Origin of the sequence: methanotrophic endosymbiont of Bathymodiolus puteoserpentis (Logatchev), assembly GCF_900128525.1 — a bacterium.
Taxonomy (GTDB): domain Bacteria; phylum Pseudomonadota; class Gammaproteobacteria; order Methylococcales; family Methylomonadaceae; genus Methyloprofundus.
On record NZ_FQTQ01000172.1, the window covers coordinates 1 to 18,215 of the forward strand.

The following is an 18,215-nucleotide window of genomic DNA, read 5'->3' on the forward strand; positions in this document are numbered from 1 at the left end:
CTCGAACTCGGAAGTGAAACCGTTTAGTGCCGATGATAGTGTGGATTTATCCATGCGAAAGTAGGGAATTGCCAAGCGCTTATTCTAAAAACCCAGTCTAATCACTAGACTGGGTTTTTTTTTGCCTTTTATTTTGCTAGGAAAGGTAAAATGTTCATTTTCTACTCATTATTTTAAACAAATTCTCCTAAATACCTATGATCGATAAAAAATCAGTTCATACACCAATGATGCAGCAATATCATCGTATTAAAGCAGACTATCAAGATACTTTGGTGTTTTATCGTATGGGAGACTTTTATGAGCTATTTTTTGATGATGCTAAAAAAGCGGCTGAGTTATTAAGTATTACTTTAACGGCTAGAGGAAATTCAGCGGGTAATCCTATCCCAATGTGTGGCTTACCTTATCACGCGGCAGAAGGGTATATTGCGAAACTTATTAAAATTGGTGAGTCGGTTGCAATCTGTGAGCAAATTGGTGACCCAACTACATCAAAAGGTCCAGTGGAACGGCAGGTAGTTCGTGTTGTAACTCCAGGAACAGTAACCGATGAGGCTTTACTAGAAGAGCGGCAAGATAATTTGTTGGTTGCGATTGTTTTTTTTAAAAAGGTCTATGGCATAGCCTGTTTAGATTTAACCAGTGGACGTTTTGTCTTGCAGCAAGTCAATTCAAGTAATGAATTATTAAGTGAGTTAAGTAGGTTAAATCCTGCTGAGCTTTTATCTGATGAAGATTGGGTTTTGCCCGAGGTGTTAAAAGAACGAAAAGGTCAAACGAGAAGACCGTCTTGGCATTTCGATGAAGAAAGTGCTCGGAAGTTAATATTAAAGCAATTTAAAACGCATGATTTAAAAGGTTTTGGTTGTGATAATTTGTCCGCTGCTATTTCTGCGGCAGGTTGTTTATTGCAATATGTTAAAGATACACAACAAAGCGCATTACCGCATATCCAAGGCATTAGCGTAGAAAATAGTGATGATAGTATTTTATTAGATGCTGCTAGTCGCCATAATTTGGAGCTGGATTATCATCCGTCAGGGAAAATACAGTTTACTTTATTAGGGGTACTAGATAAAACTATAACTGCGATGGGTAGTCGTTGTTTACGTCGTTGGCTTAACCGCCCTTTACGTGACCAAAGGCTATTGAATAATCGTTATGATAGTATTGATGCTTTATTAGCTAATCAGCTTTACCAAGAAATACGTGATTTATTGCGTTCTGTAGGTGATATTGAACGTATTAGTTCACGGGTCGCTTTAAAATCAGCGCGTCCGCGTGACCTATTAGTATTGCGTAGCACTTTTGCTGTTTTACCGGCTTTACAAAAGCAGTTGGCTCGGGCAAATTGTGCCATTTTAAGTGATTTAACACTTAAAATGGCTGAACAACCGGAATTATTGAATTTATTACAGAAAGCAATTATTGATAATCCGCCGGTATTAATTAGAGATGGCGGAGTAATTGCTTATGGCTATAATCAAGAATTAGATGATTTACGCGATCTTAGTCAAAATGCTAATCAATTTTTATTGGATATGGAAAGCCGTGAAAAGGAAAATACGGGAATTACAACATTAAGAATTAAATATAATCGTGTCCATGGCTATTATATTGAAATCCCTCGCTCGCAATCCGATAATGTGCCAGATACCTACACGCGTAAGCAAACTCTTAAAAATGCAGAGCGGTTTTTTACTACTGAGTTAAAAGAATTTGAAGATACAGTGCTCAGTGCTAAAGAGAGGTCATTGGCGTTTGAGAAGAAGCTGTATGACGAATTATTAAATGCCATTGCCTCCGTTTTAATCCCTATTCAGCAATGTGCTATGGCTTTGGCTGAATTAGATGTTTTGGTTAATTTTTCTGAGCGTAGTCAAAGCTTGAATCTAGTACGGCCTGTTTTACAACAAGAAAATGGTTTGAATATTGAAGGCGGCCGACATTTAGTGGTTGAACAAGTTTCTAATATTCCGTTTGTTGCTAATGATTTGAATTTTTCACCTGAGCGACGCATGTTGATAATAACCGGTCCAAATATGGGTGGTAAATCAACTTATATGCGCCAATCTGCATTGATTGTGTTGATTGCACATATCGGTTGTTTTGTGCCTGCAAACAAGATGAACTGTGGCCCGATCGATAAGATTTTTACGCGTATTGGTGCCTCGGATGACTTAACCAGTGGACGATCTACTTTTATGGTAGAAATGTCGGAAACAGCGAATATTTTACATAATGCTACAGCAAATAGTTTGATTCTTATGGATGAAATAGGGCGGGGGACAAGTACTTTTGACGGCCTTTCCTTAGCTTGGGCATGTGCGGATTATTTGGCTAAAAAAATACAGGCTTATACCTTATTTGCAACGCATTATTTTGAGCTGACTAGTCTGCCTGAAGAGCAAAGTGTTATTCATAACGTGCATTTAGATGCCATGGAGCATGGTGATAAAATTGTTTTTTTACATGCAGTAAAAGAAGGCGCAGCAAGTCAAAGTTATGGCTTACAAGTTGCTTCTTTAGCGGGTGTGCCGAAAACCGTTATTGAGCAAGCTAAGTTGAAATTGAGGCATTTAGAAAGTTCTGCTTATAAAGAGCAGCAGACTGAGATAGGCAGCACGCAATTAGATTTGTTTGCTATTAATGAGCCGCACCCTGCTATTGAATTAATAGAAAAACTTGCACCTGATGAGTTAACGCCTCGTCAGGCATTAGATTTTCTTTATGCCTTAAAACAAACCATTTGAAGAATTTTAATGATTTAGGGTAATGCTGGTTTTTGTTAGAGTAATTCGTCTTTCTTTATAGAGTACGCCTATGGCGTGCTTAAATACTTTTTTACTGACCCCAAAAGCGGCATTAATTTCTTCAGGTGAGCTCTTATCTGATAAATCTAAATGCCCATTATTTTCTTCAAGACGAGTCATAATTTGTTGGGTGAGTGGCGCAACATGGGTATGGCCGGTTTTATTTAAACTTAAATCTACTTTTCTATCTTCACGAATTTTCTTAATATAGCCGGTCAGTTTTTGCCCTTCTTTAAGAGGCTGAAAAACTTCGTTGTAATATAAAACGCCCCAAAAAGCATTATCTACTACGGCTTTAAAGCCTAAGTCTGTCTTCTTAGCAATAACAAGTGAGACTTTATCACCTTCTTTTAAATAACTGACTTCATCAAGAATAAAGTTATTTAACTCGGTTGATGCGGCAATACGGTGTTGTTCATCCATATATACTTTAGCAAGACAATAGTCGCCTGCTTCAAGCTCATAATCTTGTTCCGCAAAAGGCACTAACAAGTCTTTTGCAATTCCCCAATCTAAAAAAGCTCCCGCCTGGTTAACAGACACTACTTTTAACCAGGCGACACCATCCATTTCAACAAAAGGTTTTTTGCAGGTAGCCAGTATCTCAGAATTTGAACCCGTATAAATAAACACATCAAGAGAATTGCCGACTTTAGCACCTCTAGGAGCTTGTTTATCAGTAAGTAATATATCGCCAAACTTATCACCTTCAAGGTGTAATTGCATGCCGTTGTAAGATTTTATAGTGAGGGTATTAAAGTGACCAATTTCAATCATAGTCTTTGTGGGGTATAGAATAGCTGTTTAATAATAGGTTGATTATAGGGTGTTTTGTAGAGAATGTGTAAAAGAGTATTAGACGACAGCAGTTGAACCCTTCTATAATGCTTGGGATTCAGGCTCATTTGTTAATTGGAAAATATTGGGTAGGCGTGAAAAGTTATGTTTCAGGAGTGGTGTTTCTCTTCGCAGGAATCTATATCAACAAATAGCTCCCCGATTAAACACTTTGGGAATGATGATATTTTTATGAGGGTCTATGAGCAGTTACAAGAGAAGTTTTCTTAGCTGACTTATTGTTATTTCTAAGCCTTGTTCAGTGTAGGGCAGGACGTCAAACTTCCCCCAGATAGGTTCGGGCCAAGCTTTATCTTTTTGGTATCTCACTACATGGTGGATATGTAATTGAGGCACTCTATTACCGAGTGTGGCGATATTCATTTTGTCTGCTTGATAGTGTTCAGCTAATTTTTTTGCTACATAACACGACTCGTGCATTAATAGCTGCTGATCATCGTCAGAAAGTTGGTGTATTTCCTTGATGGTTTCTCGTTCTGGAACCAGTATTAGCCAGGGAAATTGGCTATCATTCATCAGTAATACTCGGCATAATGCTAAGCGGCCAAGTTCGATGCAATCTTTTTTTAGTGTGGGATGAAGGCTAAATGGCATAGTGCTAGGGCTTGAAATGTTAGGGTAAAACAGTGTACCAGTTAGCACTGGACAATAACAATAATAATTTAGTTCTCCATGAATAGCATTCACTCTCAAACGAACACGCCGCTGGCTGTTTCTTTTAAGTTGCTTTTAGCTTTATATGCCATTATTCCGTTGTGCTTGCTTGCACAGCTTATGGATAGTTTTGTGCTAAATGGGGCTTTATTGCAATATTTACCCAGTAGTCCCAGTCACTTTTTGTTATTTCAGGTGTTATTTGGTACGCCGCATATTCTTGCCAGTACCGTGCTGTTGACTACGAATAAAGATTATTTTCAGTTTTATCAAAAGAAAATTATTATTATGACTTTGGCTATTATGATGTTTTTTGCCATCGCTAATCAGTTAGTTTCTTATTATGTCTTGTATATTTTGGTCGCTTCATGGACGGTTTATCATGTCTTAAAGCAGCAGCATGGTGTCGGGCGTGCAATTTATCAACTCCCTAGTTGGGCATTTTATTTGCTGTTATGGCTGAGTGTTGCTGCTGGAATTAGTATTTATATTGGGATTTTTCTTAAAGATACTTTAACACCACAATATGCTGAATGGGTTAAACAGCTTGCTGCAAGTTTAACGGTTTCTTTATTTTTTAGTACTATTTTATGTCAGCGCTATGTTAAAACGCGCTTTGGTGCCATCTTTATTTGGGCTAATTCCTTATTGATTATCAGTAGTTTTTATTTTTATGTGCAAGAATATTACTTTCTAGCGATTTTAATTCCACGCTTAGTGCATGATGCTACGGCTTATGTTTTTTATGTGACTCATGATGTGAATAAGCATCTAGGGCATCCACAGAACTTTATTTATCGTTGGGCGAAGAAGGCTAAACTTAATGTTTTTATTGTTTTACCTTTAATCTCTTTTGCTTTGACTTATGTTTTACAGGTTTATGGTGATCAGTGGGTAAATGTCATCACTCAGTTTCTCTTTGGTATGGAAATCAGAAAAGCAATTAGCTTGGGTTTGATTGGCTATTTTTCTTTAATGCATTATTATACCGAGGCTTTTACTTGGAAACATGGCTCGCCATATCGGCAATATATACGTTTTAAGCCATAACGCGCATTTTACAAACCTTTACATATGAATCCTATATTGTTAGCCCGTTGGGGGCTTATCCCGCTTTGGTTGTTGTTAACCTTGAGCATTTTTTTTCGCACACCAACACCGATTGATGAAACCCGTTATTTAACCGTGGCTTGGGAAATGTGGTTACGCCAAGATTTTTTAGTGCCTTATCTAAATGGTGCTACTTATAGTCATAAGCCGCCTCTATTATTTTGGTTGATTAATTTAAGCTGGGGCATGTTTGGTGTGAGTGAGTGGGCGGCGAGAATAGTTGGGCCATTATGTGCTTTACTTAATTTATATATGACGCGTATGCTGGCCAAGCAGTTATGGCCGGATGAGCCAAAGGTTGCTTTACTTGCTCCGTGGGTGTTGATAGCCACGCTATTATGGACCTTGTTTGCTACGGGGACGATGTTTGATATTTTACTGAGTAATTGTGTGTTGCTGGGTATTTTGGGCTTAGTTTGGGTGAGGCAAGATAAAGAGGCGCTAGGTTGGGGGAGTTTTGCACTGGCTATTGGCCTAGGTGTGCTCGCTAAAGGTCCTGTTATTTTAGTGCATTTAATGCCTATTGCTTTATTGTTTCCTGTGTGGCGACAAAAAAATATTTCGGTTAATTATTATCGTTGGTATGGTTTTACCTTTTTAGCCTTGCTGGGTGGTGCTTTGATTGCTTTAAGTTGGGCAATACCAGCTGCAATACAAGGCGGAGATGCTTATGCGAAGGCTATTTTGTGGAGTCAAACAGCTGATAGAGCGGTGACTACGCAGATTCATGCTCGGCCTTTTTGGTGGTATTTGCCGTTTATGCCGTTATTCTTATTTCCCTGGATAACTTGGCCGCGCTTTTGGCAGTCATTACGACCTTTGTCTTGGCATAATGATCAAGGCGTGCGCTTAACATTGCTTTGGTTTGTCAGTGGCTTACTTATTTTTTCTTTAATTCAAAGTAAGCAAGTGCATTATTTAGTGCCTTTATTGCCTGCTTTTAGTTTGTTAATGACACGCTTGTTGGTTAAAAATGAAAAGCCACGTCGCTTATCTTCGGAGCTAGTTTTACCTTTATTTTTGTGTGTGGCGGGGGGATTTTTATTACTGATGCCATCATTAACGGTCTTTGCTAAATTGGCTTGGGTGCAGGGAATGGGGTATGAGTGGGGTTCAAGTGTCTTACTTATTGGTTTAGTTTTATTGGCTTTTACTTGGTATCAGCGGCAGTTATCAGTCTTTGCAGTTAGCATTTCGATAGTTTTAGCTATTTTTATCGGGTTTATCTACTTTTTTAAATATACTGGCTTGGCTTATAATTTGCAGCCTGCGGCAGATAAAGTGAGATTCTTTCAAGAACAAGGGATTCCCGTCGCTTATGTGCATAATTATCAAGGACAGTTTCATTTCTTGGGGCGCTTAACGCAGCCTATAGAGGTGGTACCAAGAGATGGCAGAGTGCAGTGGGCTGCAGATCACCCCGAGGGATATTTGATTTCTGTACAGCGAGATGCTGACCCATTGGCGAGCTATAAGCAAAGGCAGCGCGAGCGTTGGTTGACTTTTAGAAGTGCTCGGCAGGTGTTGACTGAAGTTAAGTAGGAATACTCCATTCTTCAGTTAACACTTTAAGTGAGAGCGGCTTTAGCCGCGATAGTGGTATGAATGATCGTGGCTAAAGCCGCTCCCACAAAACCTATTAAATAGGCACTATATGAAGCAAGTCAGTATACCTGAGCGTATATTGGCTTATCTTTGGTGAGAGGTGTTATTTTTCGCAAACACCACCTTTACAGCCACAGTTTTTGCCACAGCCTAAACCTTCTTCTTTAGCAGCACCAAATTCAGGGTGTTTAGCAGCATATTTTCTGGCGGCTTGTTGTACGTATATCCAGCCCATCATAAGTCCAAAAATGACCCCCATTGCAATTAGGAAATTAAGCATTTGTCCCTCCAAGGCCTGCAAAGCCCATAAAAGTCAGTGATAAAATGCCTGCTAACATCATACTTAATGCTGCGGCTTGAGTTATATTAGGCAAGTTAGATAATTCTAGTTTTTCTCTTAGCCCGGCCATTAAGACAATGGCTAAACCAAAACCTGCTCCTGCCCCTAAACTAAAAGATACTGACTGTAAAAAATCATATTCACGAGAGGTTTGGAACAAAGCAACGCCTAAAATTGCGCAGTTAGTGGTAATCAGCGGTAGAAAAATACCTAAAGCACGAAATAGTGCTGGGCTAAATTTCTTTAGTACCATCTCTACTAATTGCACTGATGAGGCAATTAATGCAATGTAGCTGATTAAACGTAAAAATTCTAAATCAAATGCTATCAGTATCTGGTTAATGCCATAAGAACAGGTTGAACTAACAAACATCACAAAGGTGGTTGCTAGACTCATGTTAAATGCGGTATCGCGTTTTGCCGAAACCCCAACAAAAGGACATAAGCCTAAAAACATAGCGAGCACGAAGTTGTTAATTAAAAATGCACTGAGAAAGATAAAACTAAGAGATTCTGGATTCATATCGGTTCCTTATTTCTTGGGTAACGAGAAATCTCATACATTAAGGCTTAACTGTACAATGAGCTGTTGCATCTGCGGCAATAATTTGTCCTGTTTTACGTTGCTGAATATAATTAATCAACAACAGCCAGGAGCCCAACACAATAAAGCCGCCTGGCGGTAAGATCATTACCACCCAGGGTTCGAACTGCGTACTAAAGACTTGATAACCTAATAACTGTCCAGCACCGAGTAATTCTCTTACGCCACCGAGCATGACCAGGGCCAATGTAAAGCCAAGCCCCATACCTAAAGCGCTAACGACAGATTTGGTAAAAGAGTTTTTAGAGGCGTAAGCTTCGGCGCGACCTAGAATTAGACAGTTTACCACGATCAATTGAATAAATGCGCCAAGCTTATTGTATAAATCTAAGCTAACGGCTTGAATAATATAGTCAACCAAAGTCACAAAAGTGGCAATAATAATAATATAAGTCGTAATACGGACTTGTTTAGGGATGAAATTACGTAGTGCAGAGACTAAGGCATTGGAGCAAACCAGTACAAAAATACTGGCAATACCCATAGCCAGTGAGTTAAGTACGGAGTTGGTTACGGCTAATACCGGACAAAGCCCTAGCATCATGACAAAGACAGGGTTTTCTTTCCAGATACCTGCGGTAAAGACATCGAGTGTTAAGGGCGTTTCTTTTTTTGTGGCTTGAGTCATAAATCACCTTATGGATTATTTATTCTTACTCTGAATTTTCGCTGTTTCTAATAAACTCAAATTCTTAGTAATGATAGGATGTAATGCTTGACCGCTTTTATTCAACATTCGGCCAATCGCATTCGAGGTAATGGTTGAGCCAGAAATAGCATCAATTTCCCAGGCATGTTGTTTTGTTCCGTGACGAACGGTTTTAATGGCATGAATTAACCCTGATTGCTCTGGATTTACTTTAGCATCTAAGCATTTAAAATTAGCTAAAAAGTCAGGATCAGTCGTGATTTTAGTGCCAAACCCAGGTGTTTCTGTACTTTTTAGTACATCAAACCCTGTAATACAGCCGCTATTTGCTTGATAACCATAGAGTAGTTTAACTGTATCTTGATAACCTTGAGCGGCTGCATTTAAAGCAATACCGACTAATTGATCGTTTTTATCGTAACCAGCGTAAACCAACTCACCAACGGTTTTATCATCCGCTGGGGTTAGTTTGTCGTTCTCGACAACAAAGGTGAGGCGACTGACGGCTTTAGGTAGTACTTTAAAAATAGCGCGTTCAGTCGCTAAGCGTTGGTTCTCGGCAATAATGGGTTTAGTAAATTCATAAACTAAGACGACTAATAAGCCTGAGATCATAGCAACGACCGCTAAAGTGCTAATCAATTTAGTGCTGGAGGGCATTTCTGGTACTTGATTTTCAGGCGTACTCATGATTTTTCCTTGGCTTTTTTGCGTGCGCCATAAATGCGTGGTTGAGTATAGGTTTCAATAATGGGTGTTGCGGCATTGCCGAATAAAATGGCATACATCACGGCTTCTGTTAGGCCGCCAAATAAACGAATAATGACCGTTAAAAAACCGACTAAAACGCCAAAGACAAATATACCTAAGGGGGTTACAGGGGATGCAACCATATCGCTGGCCATAAACACGGCAGCAAACATCAAGCCACCTGAAAATACCATAAACGTAGGAGAGGGGTATTTATTCGGATCTAAAAAATAAAATAGTTCAGCAGAAATGACTGTGCCAAAAATAACCGCGGCGGGAATGCGCCAATCGAGCATTTTTTTGTATACTAAATACAGGCCGCAGACGAGAATTAATAAGCTGGATGTTTCACCCGCTGAGCCAGTGACATTACCGATAAATAAATCATAAGAGTCGGTCATAATGCCTTGGAACTTCATTAATGCCAGTGGTGTCGCACCACTAAATCCATCAATTGCAACCTGAGCCGTCCAATCTGCGGTGGCTGCGGGTTTCATAAACGGTAAGGCTAATGTCGAAGGGATAAATTCAACAAAGCGGTCTACAGCGAGTGCGGGAGTCCAAGTGGTAATTGATACTGGGAAGGCCGCCTGCACAAAAGCACGGCCGACCAAAGCAGGGTTAAAGACATTAAAGCCCAGTCCACCAAATAAGGTTTTACCCATAGCGATGGCAGTAAAACCAGCAACAGCGCCCATCCATAGGGGAAAGCCTGGGGGTAAGGTCATAGCTAATAATAAACCGCTGACAGCGGCACTGGCATCGAGAATGGTCGATTTTTTATCAGACATCCAACAGAAAAAGTGTTCAGTTGCCATGCAGGACAAGGTGGTTACCAATAATAAAGCTAAGGCGCTAATACCAAACTGATATACAGAGTAGGCTGCTAGGGGGAGTAAGGCATAAACGACATTGCGCATAATTTGCGCGACGCTGGGTGCTTTGCGAATATACGGGGAGGTGCGTATATCAATTTTTAAATCAGATTTAGCCATTTTGTAAATGCCTTTCGCGGTTTAATACTTTTGCAATTCTAAAATACTGAACGAGTGGAATATTGGATGGGCAAACATAACTACAGCAGCCGCATTCAAAGCAGTCGTTTAGGTGATATTTTTCTTCCATTACATCGTACTGGCGTTTAGCTGCCAATAAGCCGAGTTCGGAAGGGTTTAAATTAATTGGACAGGCTTGTAAGCACTGAGTACATTTTATACACGGTAAAATCTCGTCATTTTTCGTGGCCCGTTTGTCTAAAACTAAAACCGCTCCTGTGCCTTTGGTGATTGGGACATCCAGTGAGCGAGCTGGCATGCCCATCATTGGGCCACCTAAAATCAATTCTGCTTCTACGCCTTGAAAACCAGCAAAGTCTAATAAATAACGTAAGGGTGTTCCAATGGGCGCTAAATAATTACCTGGCTTCTCTAGGTCGTCACCGGTAATTGTAATGATGCGCTCAATTAAACCTTGCCCTTTGGGTAATAAAGCACCAATTTCTGCGAGTGTAGCGACATTAAAAACGGCCAAGCCGACATCAGAAGGTAATCCGCCTGATGGAATTTCTATATCTAATAACGAGTAGGCGAGCATTTTTTCTGCGCCTTGTGGGTATTTAGTTTCCACTGCCTCTATGGTGATTGTTCCGTCACTCGGCAAATGCGGTTTTATTGTCTCTAGAACATCTAGCTTATTATCTTCAATGCCAATAATCGCTTTTGGTGCGGCGACACATTTCATGGCAATACGAATGCCGAGTAATAAATTGTCGATATTTTCTAACATCACCCGATGATCGGTGGTCAGAAATGGCTCACACTCACAGCCATTAATTAGCAAGGTATGAATAGTACGGTCGGCAGGTATATTCATTTTGACATGGGTTGGGAATGCCGCACCGCCCAAGCCAACCATACCGATATCTTGCACGGCTTTGATGAGTTCTGCGCGTGACATTTGCTGATAATCATAATAACGATCAGATGCTGGCACTTGTTGTCCAGAGTCTAATGAGGTTGTGATGATAATAGCCGGTTCTTTGCCACCTTTGGGATTGGGGGCAATATCAATTTCTTTAATAATGCCAGTTACTGGCGCGTGGATAGGTACCGACATAAAGCCATCCGCTTCAGCAATTACATCGCCACGGGTCACAAGCTGGCCTTTGAAAACAATCGCTTTTGCGGGTTTACCTATGTTTTGCGCTAAGTGTACAATTATTTCAGGGGCAAAGGGGAGCCGTCGTGTTGGTTTAGCGTTAGTTTCAGCCTTATACTCATCAGGGTGTATTCCATGAGGAAAGGTTTTTGTGCTAAATAGATTCAATAAATTCATAAGCTATTTTAACCGGAAAACCAGTTATCTGTTTTATTGACTTACAAATAAAAAAGGACATCTCTTTGTAAACCAGATTTAGCCATCCTGCAAATGTCTTTCACGATTGAGTGTTTTAGCTATTCTGAAATACTGTACCAGTGGAATATTGGAGGGGCAAACATAGCTACAACAGCCGCACTCAAAGCAGTCATTTAGGTGATAGGTTTCTTCCATTTCTTGGTAACGGCGTTTGGCGGCTAACAAGCCTAGCTCGGACGGGTTTAAATTAATAGGGCAAGCTTGTAAGCATTGTGTGCACTTTATACAGGGCAATATATCAGTATGCTTAGTTAGCCGTTCATCCAATACCAGCACTGCCCCCGTTGCTTTAGTAATAGGCACATCAAGTGAACGTGCGGGCATGCCCATCATCGGGCCACCTAAAACCAAAGAGGCTTCACCCCCTGTAAAACCAGCATGATCCAGTAGAAAGCGTAATGGTGTCCCAATAGGCGCTAGATAATTGCCAGGGTTGGTCAGGTTATCTCCGGTGATGGTGATAATGCGTTCGATATAACCTTGCTTGGCAGGTACGAGCAAACCAATTTTAGCTAAGGTGGCGACATTAAAAATAGCTAAACCTGCTGCTGATGAGCGACCACCTGAAGGAATTTCAACGCCTAGTAAAGAATAAGCGAGCATTTTTTGCGCACCTTGTGGATATTTAGTGACGACGGCTTCTATGGTAATGCTGCCATCGCTAGGTAAGTGCGGTTTAATTTCCTGTAAAACATCGAGCTTATTGTCTTCTATGCCAATAATAGCTTTCGGTGCATCAAGGCATTTCATTGCTATATGTATGCCGCAGATTAGCTGATCTACCCTCTCCAGCATAAGGCGGTGATCGGTGGTAAGAAAAGGTTCACATTCACAGCCATTGACTAATAATGTATGTATCGGAGTATCTTCTGAGGCCGTCATTTTGACATGCGATGGAAAAGCCGCACCGCCTAAGCCCACAATGCCAGTTTCTTGTACTGCTTTAATCAGGTCTTCACGGGATAGTTGTTGATAATCTATAGTGCTCTCTGTTGTTAAAACATGCTGGCCAGAGTTCAATGAGGTGGTGATAATAATCGCAGACTGTTTGCCTCCTTCTGCGGTTTTAACCAGGTCAATCGCTTTTATAACGCCAGTGACAGGAGCATGGATAGGGACTGACATAAAACCATCAGCTTCAGCAATGACTTCGCCACGCGTAATGTGCTGGCCTTTAAAGACAATAGCTTTTGCGGGGCGACCGATATTTTGTGCTAAAGGGACAATGATTTCAGGGGCAAAAGGCAAGCGACGCGTAATTTTAGCGTTAGTCTCGTCTTTGTATTCCTCGAGATGAATGCCATGTGGGAAAGTCTTTTTGCGGAATAGTTTTAGTAAGTTCATAAAGCATTTTTACCGGCTAAATAAAACTTAACACGCTGTACAGGAGTTGATTTTAGGTGGTCAATGCACTGGACATTGTTGGTAGTGGGCATGTATAAGTCCTTTTCATGCGTTGAGAATGGTGCGTAATACACTTAAAAATCAAGTGTTTCCCTTTTACAAGTTAATAGCGAAGATCATTGCATATGAAAGTGAAATTAACTAAGTGGCTATAATATTGCATTGAGTGTGTTGATGTCAAAAGAAATTTATGATAAAGCATATTTTTTAATTTTGTACCATAAACTACGTTCGCTAATATTGAGCTGTTGTGCTGCTTTGGCTTTATTATTCTGGGTTTTATCTAGTGCTTGTTTAATTAAACGTCGCTCTAATTGCTCTACATGTGCATTGAGGTCTTGGACGCTGTCAGTGAGATTTTCTGTTTGTTTGTCAGCTGCAACTAAAGGGGCTTTTTCTTGTTGAATATTAAACGGGAGGTGCGAGGTTTCAATAAGACGCCCCCCACTTAGAACGATGGCTCTTTCCATCATATTTTCCAGTTCACGTACATTGCCAGGCCAAGCATAGTGTAGTAAAAATTGCTTTGCATCCGTACTGATGCCTGAATAGGGAAAGCCAAATTCTTGGGCGTGCTTTTGTAGAAAATGCTCAGCGAGGATAATAATATCCTGCTCTCGTGCGTGTAAATTAGGTAATTCAATGGTAAAGACATTGAGCCGATAATATAAATCTTCGCGTAGTTTTTGTGTCGCTATTGCCTGTTTTGGGTCACGGTTAGAGGCAGCAATAATACGAATATCGATAGCAATGCTGGTATTACTACCTAAACGTTCTAAACGCCGCTCTTGTAATACGCGTAATAATTTAGCTTGTAGGTTAAAGTCCATTTCAGTGATTTCATCAAGAAATAGCGTACCACCTTCAGCGAGTTCAAATTTTCCTACTTTATCTTTATGCGCCCCCGTAAAGGCACCTTTTTGATAGCCAAATAGCTCGCTTTCCAGAATGTCGGCGGGAATGGCTGCACAGTTAATGGCGACAAATAATTTGTCTCTTCTTGGTGAGGCTCGGTGAATGGCGCGTGCTACTAGCTCTTTACCTGTGCCTGTTTCCCCTTGAATTAAGACGCTGGTTTTCGTTGCTGAAACTTGTTGAATAAGTGTATAAATACTCTGCATGGCAGAGCTATTACCGATAAATTCCCCCCAGCCTGAATCTAATTCAGAGCGCAGGTAACTGTTCTCTTGCTCTATTTTCGCGAGTTTAAGTGCGCGTTGTACCGCAGCTTCTACTGCTTCTAATTCAAACGGGCGCAGAATATAATCGCTAGCTCCGTATTGCATGGCTGTGACGGCTGTTTCTACCGTGCCATGAGCGGTTACCATAATAACAGGTACGGCATTACTCTTAGCGCGTAATTGTTTCAGTAGGCCTAAGCCATCTAGGTTAGGCATTTGTAAATCGGTGATAATTAAATCGATCTGCTCATCTTGAGTGACTTGTAAAGCCTTTAGGCCGTCCTCCGCTTGAAACACATTAAATTCCATTTGCTGCAGCATGATTTCTAAAATGCGGCGCATTTTTGCTTCATCATCAACAATTAAAATATTTTTTTGCTTCATGTTTTATCCTTGTTATTGAGCGGTAGATGAATAGTAAAGCACGCACCGCCCCATTGGCTGTCGCTAATCTCTATCGTACCTTGGTGTGTGCTAATGATTTGTTGTACCACCGTTAAACCTAGACCAATACCTTCTTTTCGGCTAGTGTAAAAGGGTTCAAAAATATTTTCTTTTTGTGTGTCGCTAATGCCAGAACCATCATCAGCGACTTGAATCATTAAGTGACTGTCAGTTGATAATATACTAATGGCAATATGACCATTTTCTTGCATATGTTGCATCGCATTCATCATTAAGTTTAAAAACACTTGTAGCATTTGATCCCAATCATAGTTTAATTCATCATCAATACAGTGTTTATCTAAGCTGATTGTGATATATTTTTTTTCTGCTTGGGTGCGTAATAGCTCGATAGTATGCTCAATAACGGGGGTGAATGCACGGCGGCTAAAGTGAGTTTCACGAGGGCGAGAGGATTCCAGTAAACTGCTGACCAATTGATTAAGGCGTGTGGTTTCACTGCTGATAAAGCCAATCATTTCTGCGGCAATAGGCGATAGATTTTTTTCGCGCCTGAGTATTTGGGCTGATGAGCGTAAAATTCCGAGCGGAGTGCGAATTTCATGTGCCATCGTGGCAGCCATTTCAGCGATGACTGCAAATTTAGCCATACGCACTCTATCTTGTTGCGACTGCTCTAAATTGCTGACCATCAGCATGAATTGCTCATTTAATTCAGCTATTTCACCACTGGCTTTGATCAGGGGAGGGGCGGTTTTTGGGTCGAGCATGAACTCACGCGTAAAACGTGCTAATTGGATAATAGGCGCGGCTATTCGGTGAGCCATCCAGAGAGAAACCGCGGCAGCAAGCAGCGTGGTAAAGGCAAGAAAGCTAAGTAATATGTGCCACATTTGCCAAACAGGTTTTAAGGCATTATCAAGCGGGTGCATAACAAAGACTTTCCAGCCTAAGCCTTTATAAGAGCGGTGCCCAGTTGATTGTGCCCAAGCGATCATCCAGTCTTGGTGATGTAAAAAAGATTGATTAATTTGTTGAACCCCTTTTGCGGTATTTTTTAAATTCCAACTTTCTGGAACTTGGGTTAATAAAAGCCCCGCCTTGCGCAATGCATGAGAAGCCGCAATAATATTATTATTTTGATCAACAAGCATTGTGTATGAGTGACTCTTATTTTGTAAAAATGGCAGCGGGGACTCTAATATGCGGTAGATGGTATCCCACTCTACCGCTGCACGTAAATAACCTAATAGGCCTAGCGTAAATTGATCTGAAATGGTGACGGCAAGCGAAAAAAAGCTGCTTTTAGGGTCGCTGGTCTGAACATAAAGTGGCTGGTTATCTGTGATAGTCGACTGCCATGAGTGGGAGTGAAGGTTCGAAATCATGGTATTGAACTGTCTATCGCTAGCGGCAATAAACTGTTGGTTTTGATCGGTGACTAAGAGAAATTGATACATGCCTTGATAGCCCGTATTCATTTCCTGTAAAAAGCTAGCAAGGCGCTTATCTATATCCTGTATGCGAATATCTTGCATAATTTCTAGATTTTTCCAGGTCATAATATTTTGTATGCGCTCAAATAAATGCAAGTCAATTTGCTGCATCATGGATAAAGTCTCAATCTTTAAATCACTTTCGACCTCTTCTGTTAATACGGTGCTAAAATGCATAAAAAACATTAAAGTGATAAGAAGAGTCGAGGCTAAACTTATCAGCATATAGGAAAGTAGTAAGCGATAACGAATGGTCATTTTAAATTCTTATAAGGCTCGATTTAGACATGCTGGTTGGCAGTGTGGCAGTAGGCTTAGTGTGTTAGTCATTCTATTATTGCTCACTATGCGCCCAGTGCAAGCTGAAGACACTTTGCCTCCCTCATATCAGTGGGGTAGAGGTTATCATATACCCGCTTATCATTTAACGCTAGGCGGCTATACTAAAGCGTCTTATAGTTCTTTTAAAGACGGCGTACAGCAAGCAGGGCTGGAAGATTTAAGTCTATTTATTTCTTGGAATCCTTTTAGTCGGTTACGACTATTTTCAGAGTTAGAATTGGAGGACTTATTCACTTTGGGGGGGGTTGCATCTTTTACAGATGCATTTAAAGTAGAGCGATTATATGCCGATTTCTTAATCAACCATGAGTTTAAATTAAGATTTGGTAAAACGCTGACTCCATTCAGTCGTTGGAATATACTTCATGCCGCTCCCTTGGTGTGGACTAGCTCACGCCCGATGATTACCAAGGGTAATGTTGTACCACAGCATAGCACTGGGCTCTCTGTTTTTTATAATAGCTCACTTTTTGAGCATGATTTTAATGTCACTCTGTTTGCTGATGATTCGGCAGATTTAGAGCTCACCAAGGATGAGTATGAGTTTAATTATGCTTTTGGTGGGCGAGTTAATTATCAGCTTAGTCGTGACTTAAATATCGGTAGTTCTTTCGTTGCTGCGCAAATAGATGTACAAAATGGCGTTGATTGGCAGCATACTTTGGGTGTCGATTTTTTATGGCAGAAAAACCAATTTGAATTACAACTAGAATCATTCTTTAATTTAGCTCCAAATTATAATACTCATAATCACTACGGACTCTATTTACAAGGAGTGGTACCTTTGTTTGAGCAGATATTTGCTGTAGGTCGTTATGAATATATGTATGGTAATAAAAATAACCATGCTGTCTACGAGCGATCTCAAGCCGTACCGATTCATGTGGGTGTTGTAGGCCTAGCCTGGCGGCCTGCTCCTCCATTAGTTTTGAAGGTAGAATATCGTTTTGGGAAAAATAATCAGTTTAATGCGCCAAGTGGCGTATTAACGTCAATTGCGATGTTTTTCTGATGATGCTTGGTTTTTTGAAAAGGTTACTTGCCCGTGTTGTTATATTTATTCTGGCGTGTACCTCCTCTAGTTATGCGCAAGATATAAGTATCATTGTGAATGAGCGCTCAGAGATATCGTCATTAAATGCGGAACAAGTAAAACGTATTTTTCTGTGTAAACAGCAGTTAACTGAACAAGGGGATCGATGGATTCCTATCAATTTAAGTGCGGACAATTTAGTACGTAAGTCGGTAACTGAGCAATTTTTACAGTTCACTTCTTTTGAATTAGAGCGTTATTGGGATGCGCAATATTTTAACGGGGTATCACCACCTTATGTTTTAGCATCTGAAGAAGCAGTCCTACGTTTTGTCAGTAAGACACCTAATGCCATTGGTTATATCTTGAGTTGTCATGTCAGTGCGGGTGTTAAAACCGTTTATACTTTTAATGACAATAAGCTTAGGAATGTGCATGAAATAACTTAGGCAACTTATAAAGTTGTTGCGTCAGGAATGGCAGTATAATTCCATTGCCTCAGGTGCTCATCAAATACAATTCGCATTGACTCTTTAAAACCCTCTGCAACTTT

At 40.4% G+C, this 18,215-nt stretch carries 16 protein-coding genes; 5 read left to right on the forward strand and 11 right to left on the reverse strand.

Going from position 1 to position 18,215, the window contains the following annotated elements; all coding sequences use genetic code 11:
- Positions 1–197: 197 nt before the first annotated feature.
- Positions 198–2,756 (forward strand): DNA mismatch repair protein MutS, encoded by a 2,559-nt coding sequence (mutS, locus tag BQ7314_RS12580; protein WP_245394995.1) that lies wholly within the window; start codon positions 198–200, stop codon positions 2,754–2,756.
- Between the two features lie 6 nt (positions 2,757–2,762).
- Here the strand turns inward: mutS and BQ7314_RS12585 are convergent, their stop codons facing one another.
- Positions 2,763–3,593, reverse strand: coding sequence for a CvfB family protein (locus tag BQ7314_RS12585; protein ID WP_174484035.1), 831 nt, complete (start codon positions 3,591–3,593; stop codon positions 2,763–2,765).
- A gap of 270 nt (positions 3,594–3,863) precedes the next feature.
- Complete coding sequence (locus tag BQ7314_RS12590; protein ID WP_174484036.1) at positions 3,864–4,268, reverse strand: HIT domain-containing protein; 405 nt, start codon at positions 4,266–4,268, stop codon at positions 3,864–3,866.
- 78 nt (positions 4,269–4,346) lie between these two features.
- Here BQ7314_RS12590 and BQ7314_RS12595 point away from each other — a divergent pair, with 78 nt between their 5' ends.
- Positions 4,347–5,378, forward strand: a complete 1,032-nt coding sequence (locus BQ7314_RS12595; RefSeq protein ID WP_174484037.1) for a hypothetical protein — start codon at positions 4,347–4,349, stop codon at positions 5,376–5,378.
- Between the two features lie 24 nt (positions 5,379–5,402).
- Positions 5,403–6,980 (forward strand): ArnT family glycosyltransferase, encoded by a 1,578-nt coding sequence (locus tag BQ7314_RS12600; RefSeq protein ID WP_174484038.1) that lies wholly within the window; start codon positions 5,403–5,405, stop codon positions 6,978–6,980.
- A 166-nt stretch (positions 6,981–7,146) separates the two neighbouring features.
- Here BQ7314_RS12600 and BQ7314_RS12605 read toward each other — a convergent pair whose 3' ends face one another.
- The 9 genes from BQ7314_RS12605 to BQ7314_RS12645 form a co-directional block, all read right to left on the reverse strand.
- Positions 7,147–7,323, reverse strand: a complete 177-nt coding sequence (locus BQ7314_RS12605) for a hypothetical protein (RefSeq protein WP_174484039.1) — start codon at positions 7,321–7,323, stop codon at positions 7,147–7,149.
- Complete coding sequence (locus BQ7314_RS12610; protein WP_174484040.1) at positions 7,316–7,906, reverse strand: electron transport complex protein RnfA; 591 nt, start codon at positions 7,904–7,906, stop codon at positions 7,316–7,318. The genes BQ7314_RS12605 and BQ7314_RS12610 overlap by 8 nt, the downstream gene beginning before the upstream one ends.
- Positions 7,907–7,946: 40 nt before the next feature.
- Positions 7,947–8,615 carry an electron transport complex subunit RsxE gene (gene rsxE / locus BQ7314_RS12615; RefSeq protein WP_174484041.1) on the reverse strand — a complete coding sequence of 223 codons (669 nt, stop codon included), beginning with the start codon at positions 8,613–8,615 and terminating at the stop codon, positions 7,947–7,949.
- A 15-nt stretch (positions 8,616–8,630) separates the two neighbouring features.
- Positions 8,631–9,326: an RnfABCDGE type electron transport complex subunit G gene (locus BQ7314_RS12620; protein ID WP_174484042.1), complete on the reverse strand. Its 696-nt coding sequence runs from the start codon at positions 9,324–9,326 to the stop codon at positions 8,631–8,633.
- Positions 9,323–10,381 carry an RnfABCDGE type electron transport complex subunit D gene (locus tag BQ7314_RS12625; RefSeq protein WP_174484043.1) on the reverse strand — a complete coding sequence of 353 codons (1,059 nt, stop codon included), beginning with the start codon at positions 10,379–10,381 and terminating at the stop codon, positions 9,323–9,325. The genes BQ7314_RS12620 and BQ7314_RS12625 overlap by 4 nt, the downstream gene beginning before the upstream one ends.
- Complete coding sequence (rsxC, locus tag BQ7314_RS12630) at positions 10,374–11,720, reverse strand: electron transport complex subunit RsxC (protein ID WP_174484044.1); 1,347 nt, start codon at positions 11,718–11,720, stop codon at positions 10,374–10,376. The genes BQ7314_RS12625 and rsxC (BQ7314_RS12630) overlap by 8 nt, the downstream gene beginning before the upstream one ends.
- 78 nt (positions 11,721–11,798) lie before the next feature.
- The gene (gene rsxC, locus BQ7314_RS12635; RefSeq protein WP_174484045.1) at positions 11,799–13,145 is read right to left on the reverse strand and encodes an electron transport complex subunit RsxC; all 1,347 of its coding nucleotides are present in this window, start codon (positions 13,143–13,145) and stop codon (positions 11,799–11,801) included.
- A 248-nt stretch (positions 13,146–13,393) separates the two neighbouring features.
- The gene (locus tag BQ7314_RS12640; protein WP_174484046.1) at positions 13,394–14,770 is read right to left on the reverse strand and encodes a sigma-54-dependent transcriptional regulator; all 1,377 of its coding nucleotides are present in this window, start codon (positions 14,768–14,770) and stop codon (positions 13,394–13,396) included.
- Positions 14,767–16,545 (reverse strand): ATP-binding protein, encoded by a 1,779-nt coding sequence (locus BQ7314_RS12645; RefSeq protein WP_174484047.1) that lies wholly within the window; start codon positions 16,543–16,545, stop codon positions 14,767–14,769. The genes BQ7314_RS12640 and BQ7314_RS12645 overlap by 4 nt, the downstream gene beginning before the upstream one ends.
- Here BQ7314_RS12645 and BQ7314_RS12650 point away from each other — a divergent pair.
- A complete protein-coding gene (locus tag BQ7314_RS12650) occupies positions 16,538–17,641 on the forward strand; it encodes a hypothetical protein (protein WP_174484048.1) in 1,104 nt (367 codons plus the stop codon). The genes BQ7314_RS12645 and BQ7314_RS12650 overlap by 8 nt on opposite strands.
- Entirely contained in the window at positions 17,641–18,111 is a 471-nt protein-coding gene (locus tag BQ7314_RS12655; RefSeq protein ID WP_217423850.1) for a type 2 periplasmic-binding domain-containing protein, read from the forward strand. Before BQ7314_RS12650 ends, BQ7314_RS12655 begins: the two co-directional genes overlap by 1 nt.
- Positions 18,112–18,215: the final 104 nt, after the last annotated feature.

Coding starts and splice junctions, on each gene's coding strand:
- mutS (WP_245394995.1), top strand. CDS start 198: ATGATCGATAAAAAATCAGTTCATACACCAATGATGCAGCAATATCAT.
- BQ7314_RS12585 (WP_174484035.1), bottom strand. CDS start 3,593: ATGATTGAAATTGGTCACTTTAATACCCTCACTATAAAATCTTACAAC.
- BQ7314_RS12590 (WP_174484036.1), bottom strand. CDS start 4,268: ATGCCATTTAGCCTTCATCCCACACTAAAAAAAGATTGCATCGAACTT.
- BQ7314_RS12595 (WP_174484037.1), top strand. CDS start 4,347: ATGAATAGCATTCACTCTCAAACGAACACGCCGCTGGCTGTTTCTTTT.
- BQ7314_RS12600 (WP_174484038.1), top strand. CDS start 5,403: ATGAATCCTATATTGTTAGCCCGTTGGGGGCTTATCCCGCTTTGGTTG.
- BQ7314_RS12605 (WP_174484039.1), bottom strand. CDS start 7,323: ATGCTTAATTTCCTAATTGCAATGGGGGTCATTTTTGGACTTATGATG.
- BQ7314_RS12610 (WP_174484040.1), bottom strand. CDS start 7,906: ATGAATCCAGAATCTCTTAGTTTTATCTTTCTCAGTGCATTTTTAATT.
- rsxE (WP_174484041.1), bottom strand. CDS start 8,615: ATGACTCAAGCCACAAAAAAAGAAACGCCCTTAACACTCGATGTCTTT.
- BQ7314_RS12620 (WP_174484042.1), bottom strand. CDS start 9,326: ATGAGTACGCCTGAAAATCAAGTACCAGAAATGCCCTCCAGCACTAAA.
- BQ7314_RS12625 (WP_174484043.1), bottom strand. CDS start 10,381: ATGGCTAAATCTGATTTAAAAATTGATATACGCACCTCCCCGTATATT.
- rsxC (WP_174484044.1), bottom strand. CDS start 11,720: ATGAATTTATTGAATCTATTTAGCACAAAAACCTTTCCTCATGGAATA.
- rsxC (WP_174484045.1), bottom strand. CDS start 13,145: ATGAACTTACTAAAACTATTCCGCAAAAAGACTTTCCCACATGGCATT.
- BQ7314_RS12640 (WP_174484046.1), bottom strand. CDS start 14,770: ATGAAGCAAAAAAATATTTTAATTGTTGATGATGAAGCAAAAATGCGC.
- BQ7314_RS12650 (WP_174484048.1), top strand. CDS start 16,538: ATGGTCATTTTAAATTCTTATAAGGCTCGATTTAGACATGCTGGTTGG.
- BQ7314_RS12645 (WP_174484047.1), bottom strand. CDS start 16,545: ATGACCATTCGTTATCGCTTACTACTTTCCTATATGCTGATAAGTTTA.
- BQ7314_RS12655 (WP_217423850.1), top strand. CDS start 17,641: ATGATGCTTGGTTTTTTGAAAAGGTTACTTGCCCGTGTTGTTATATTT.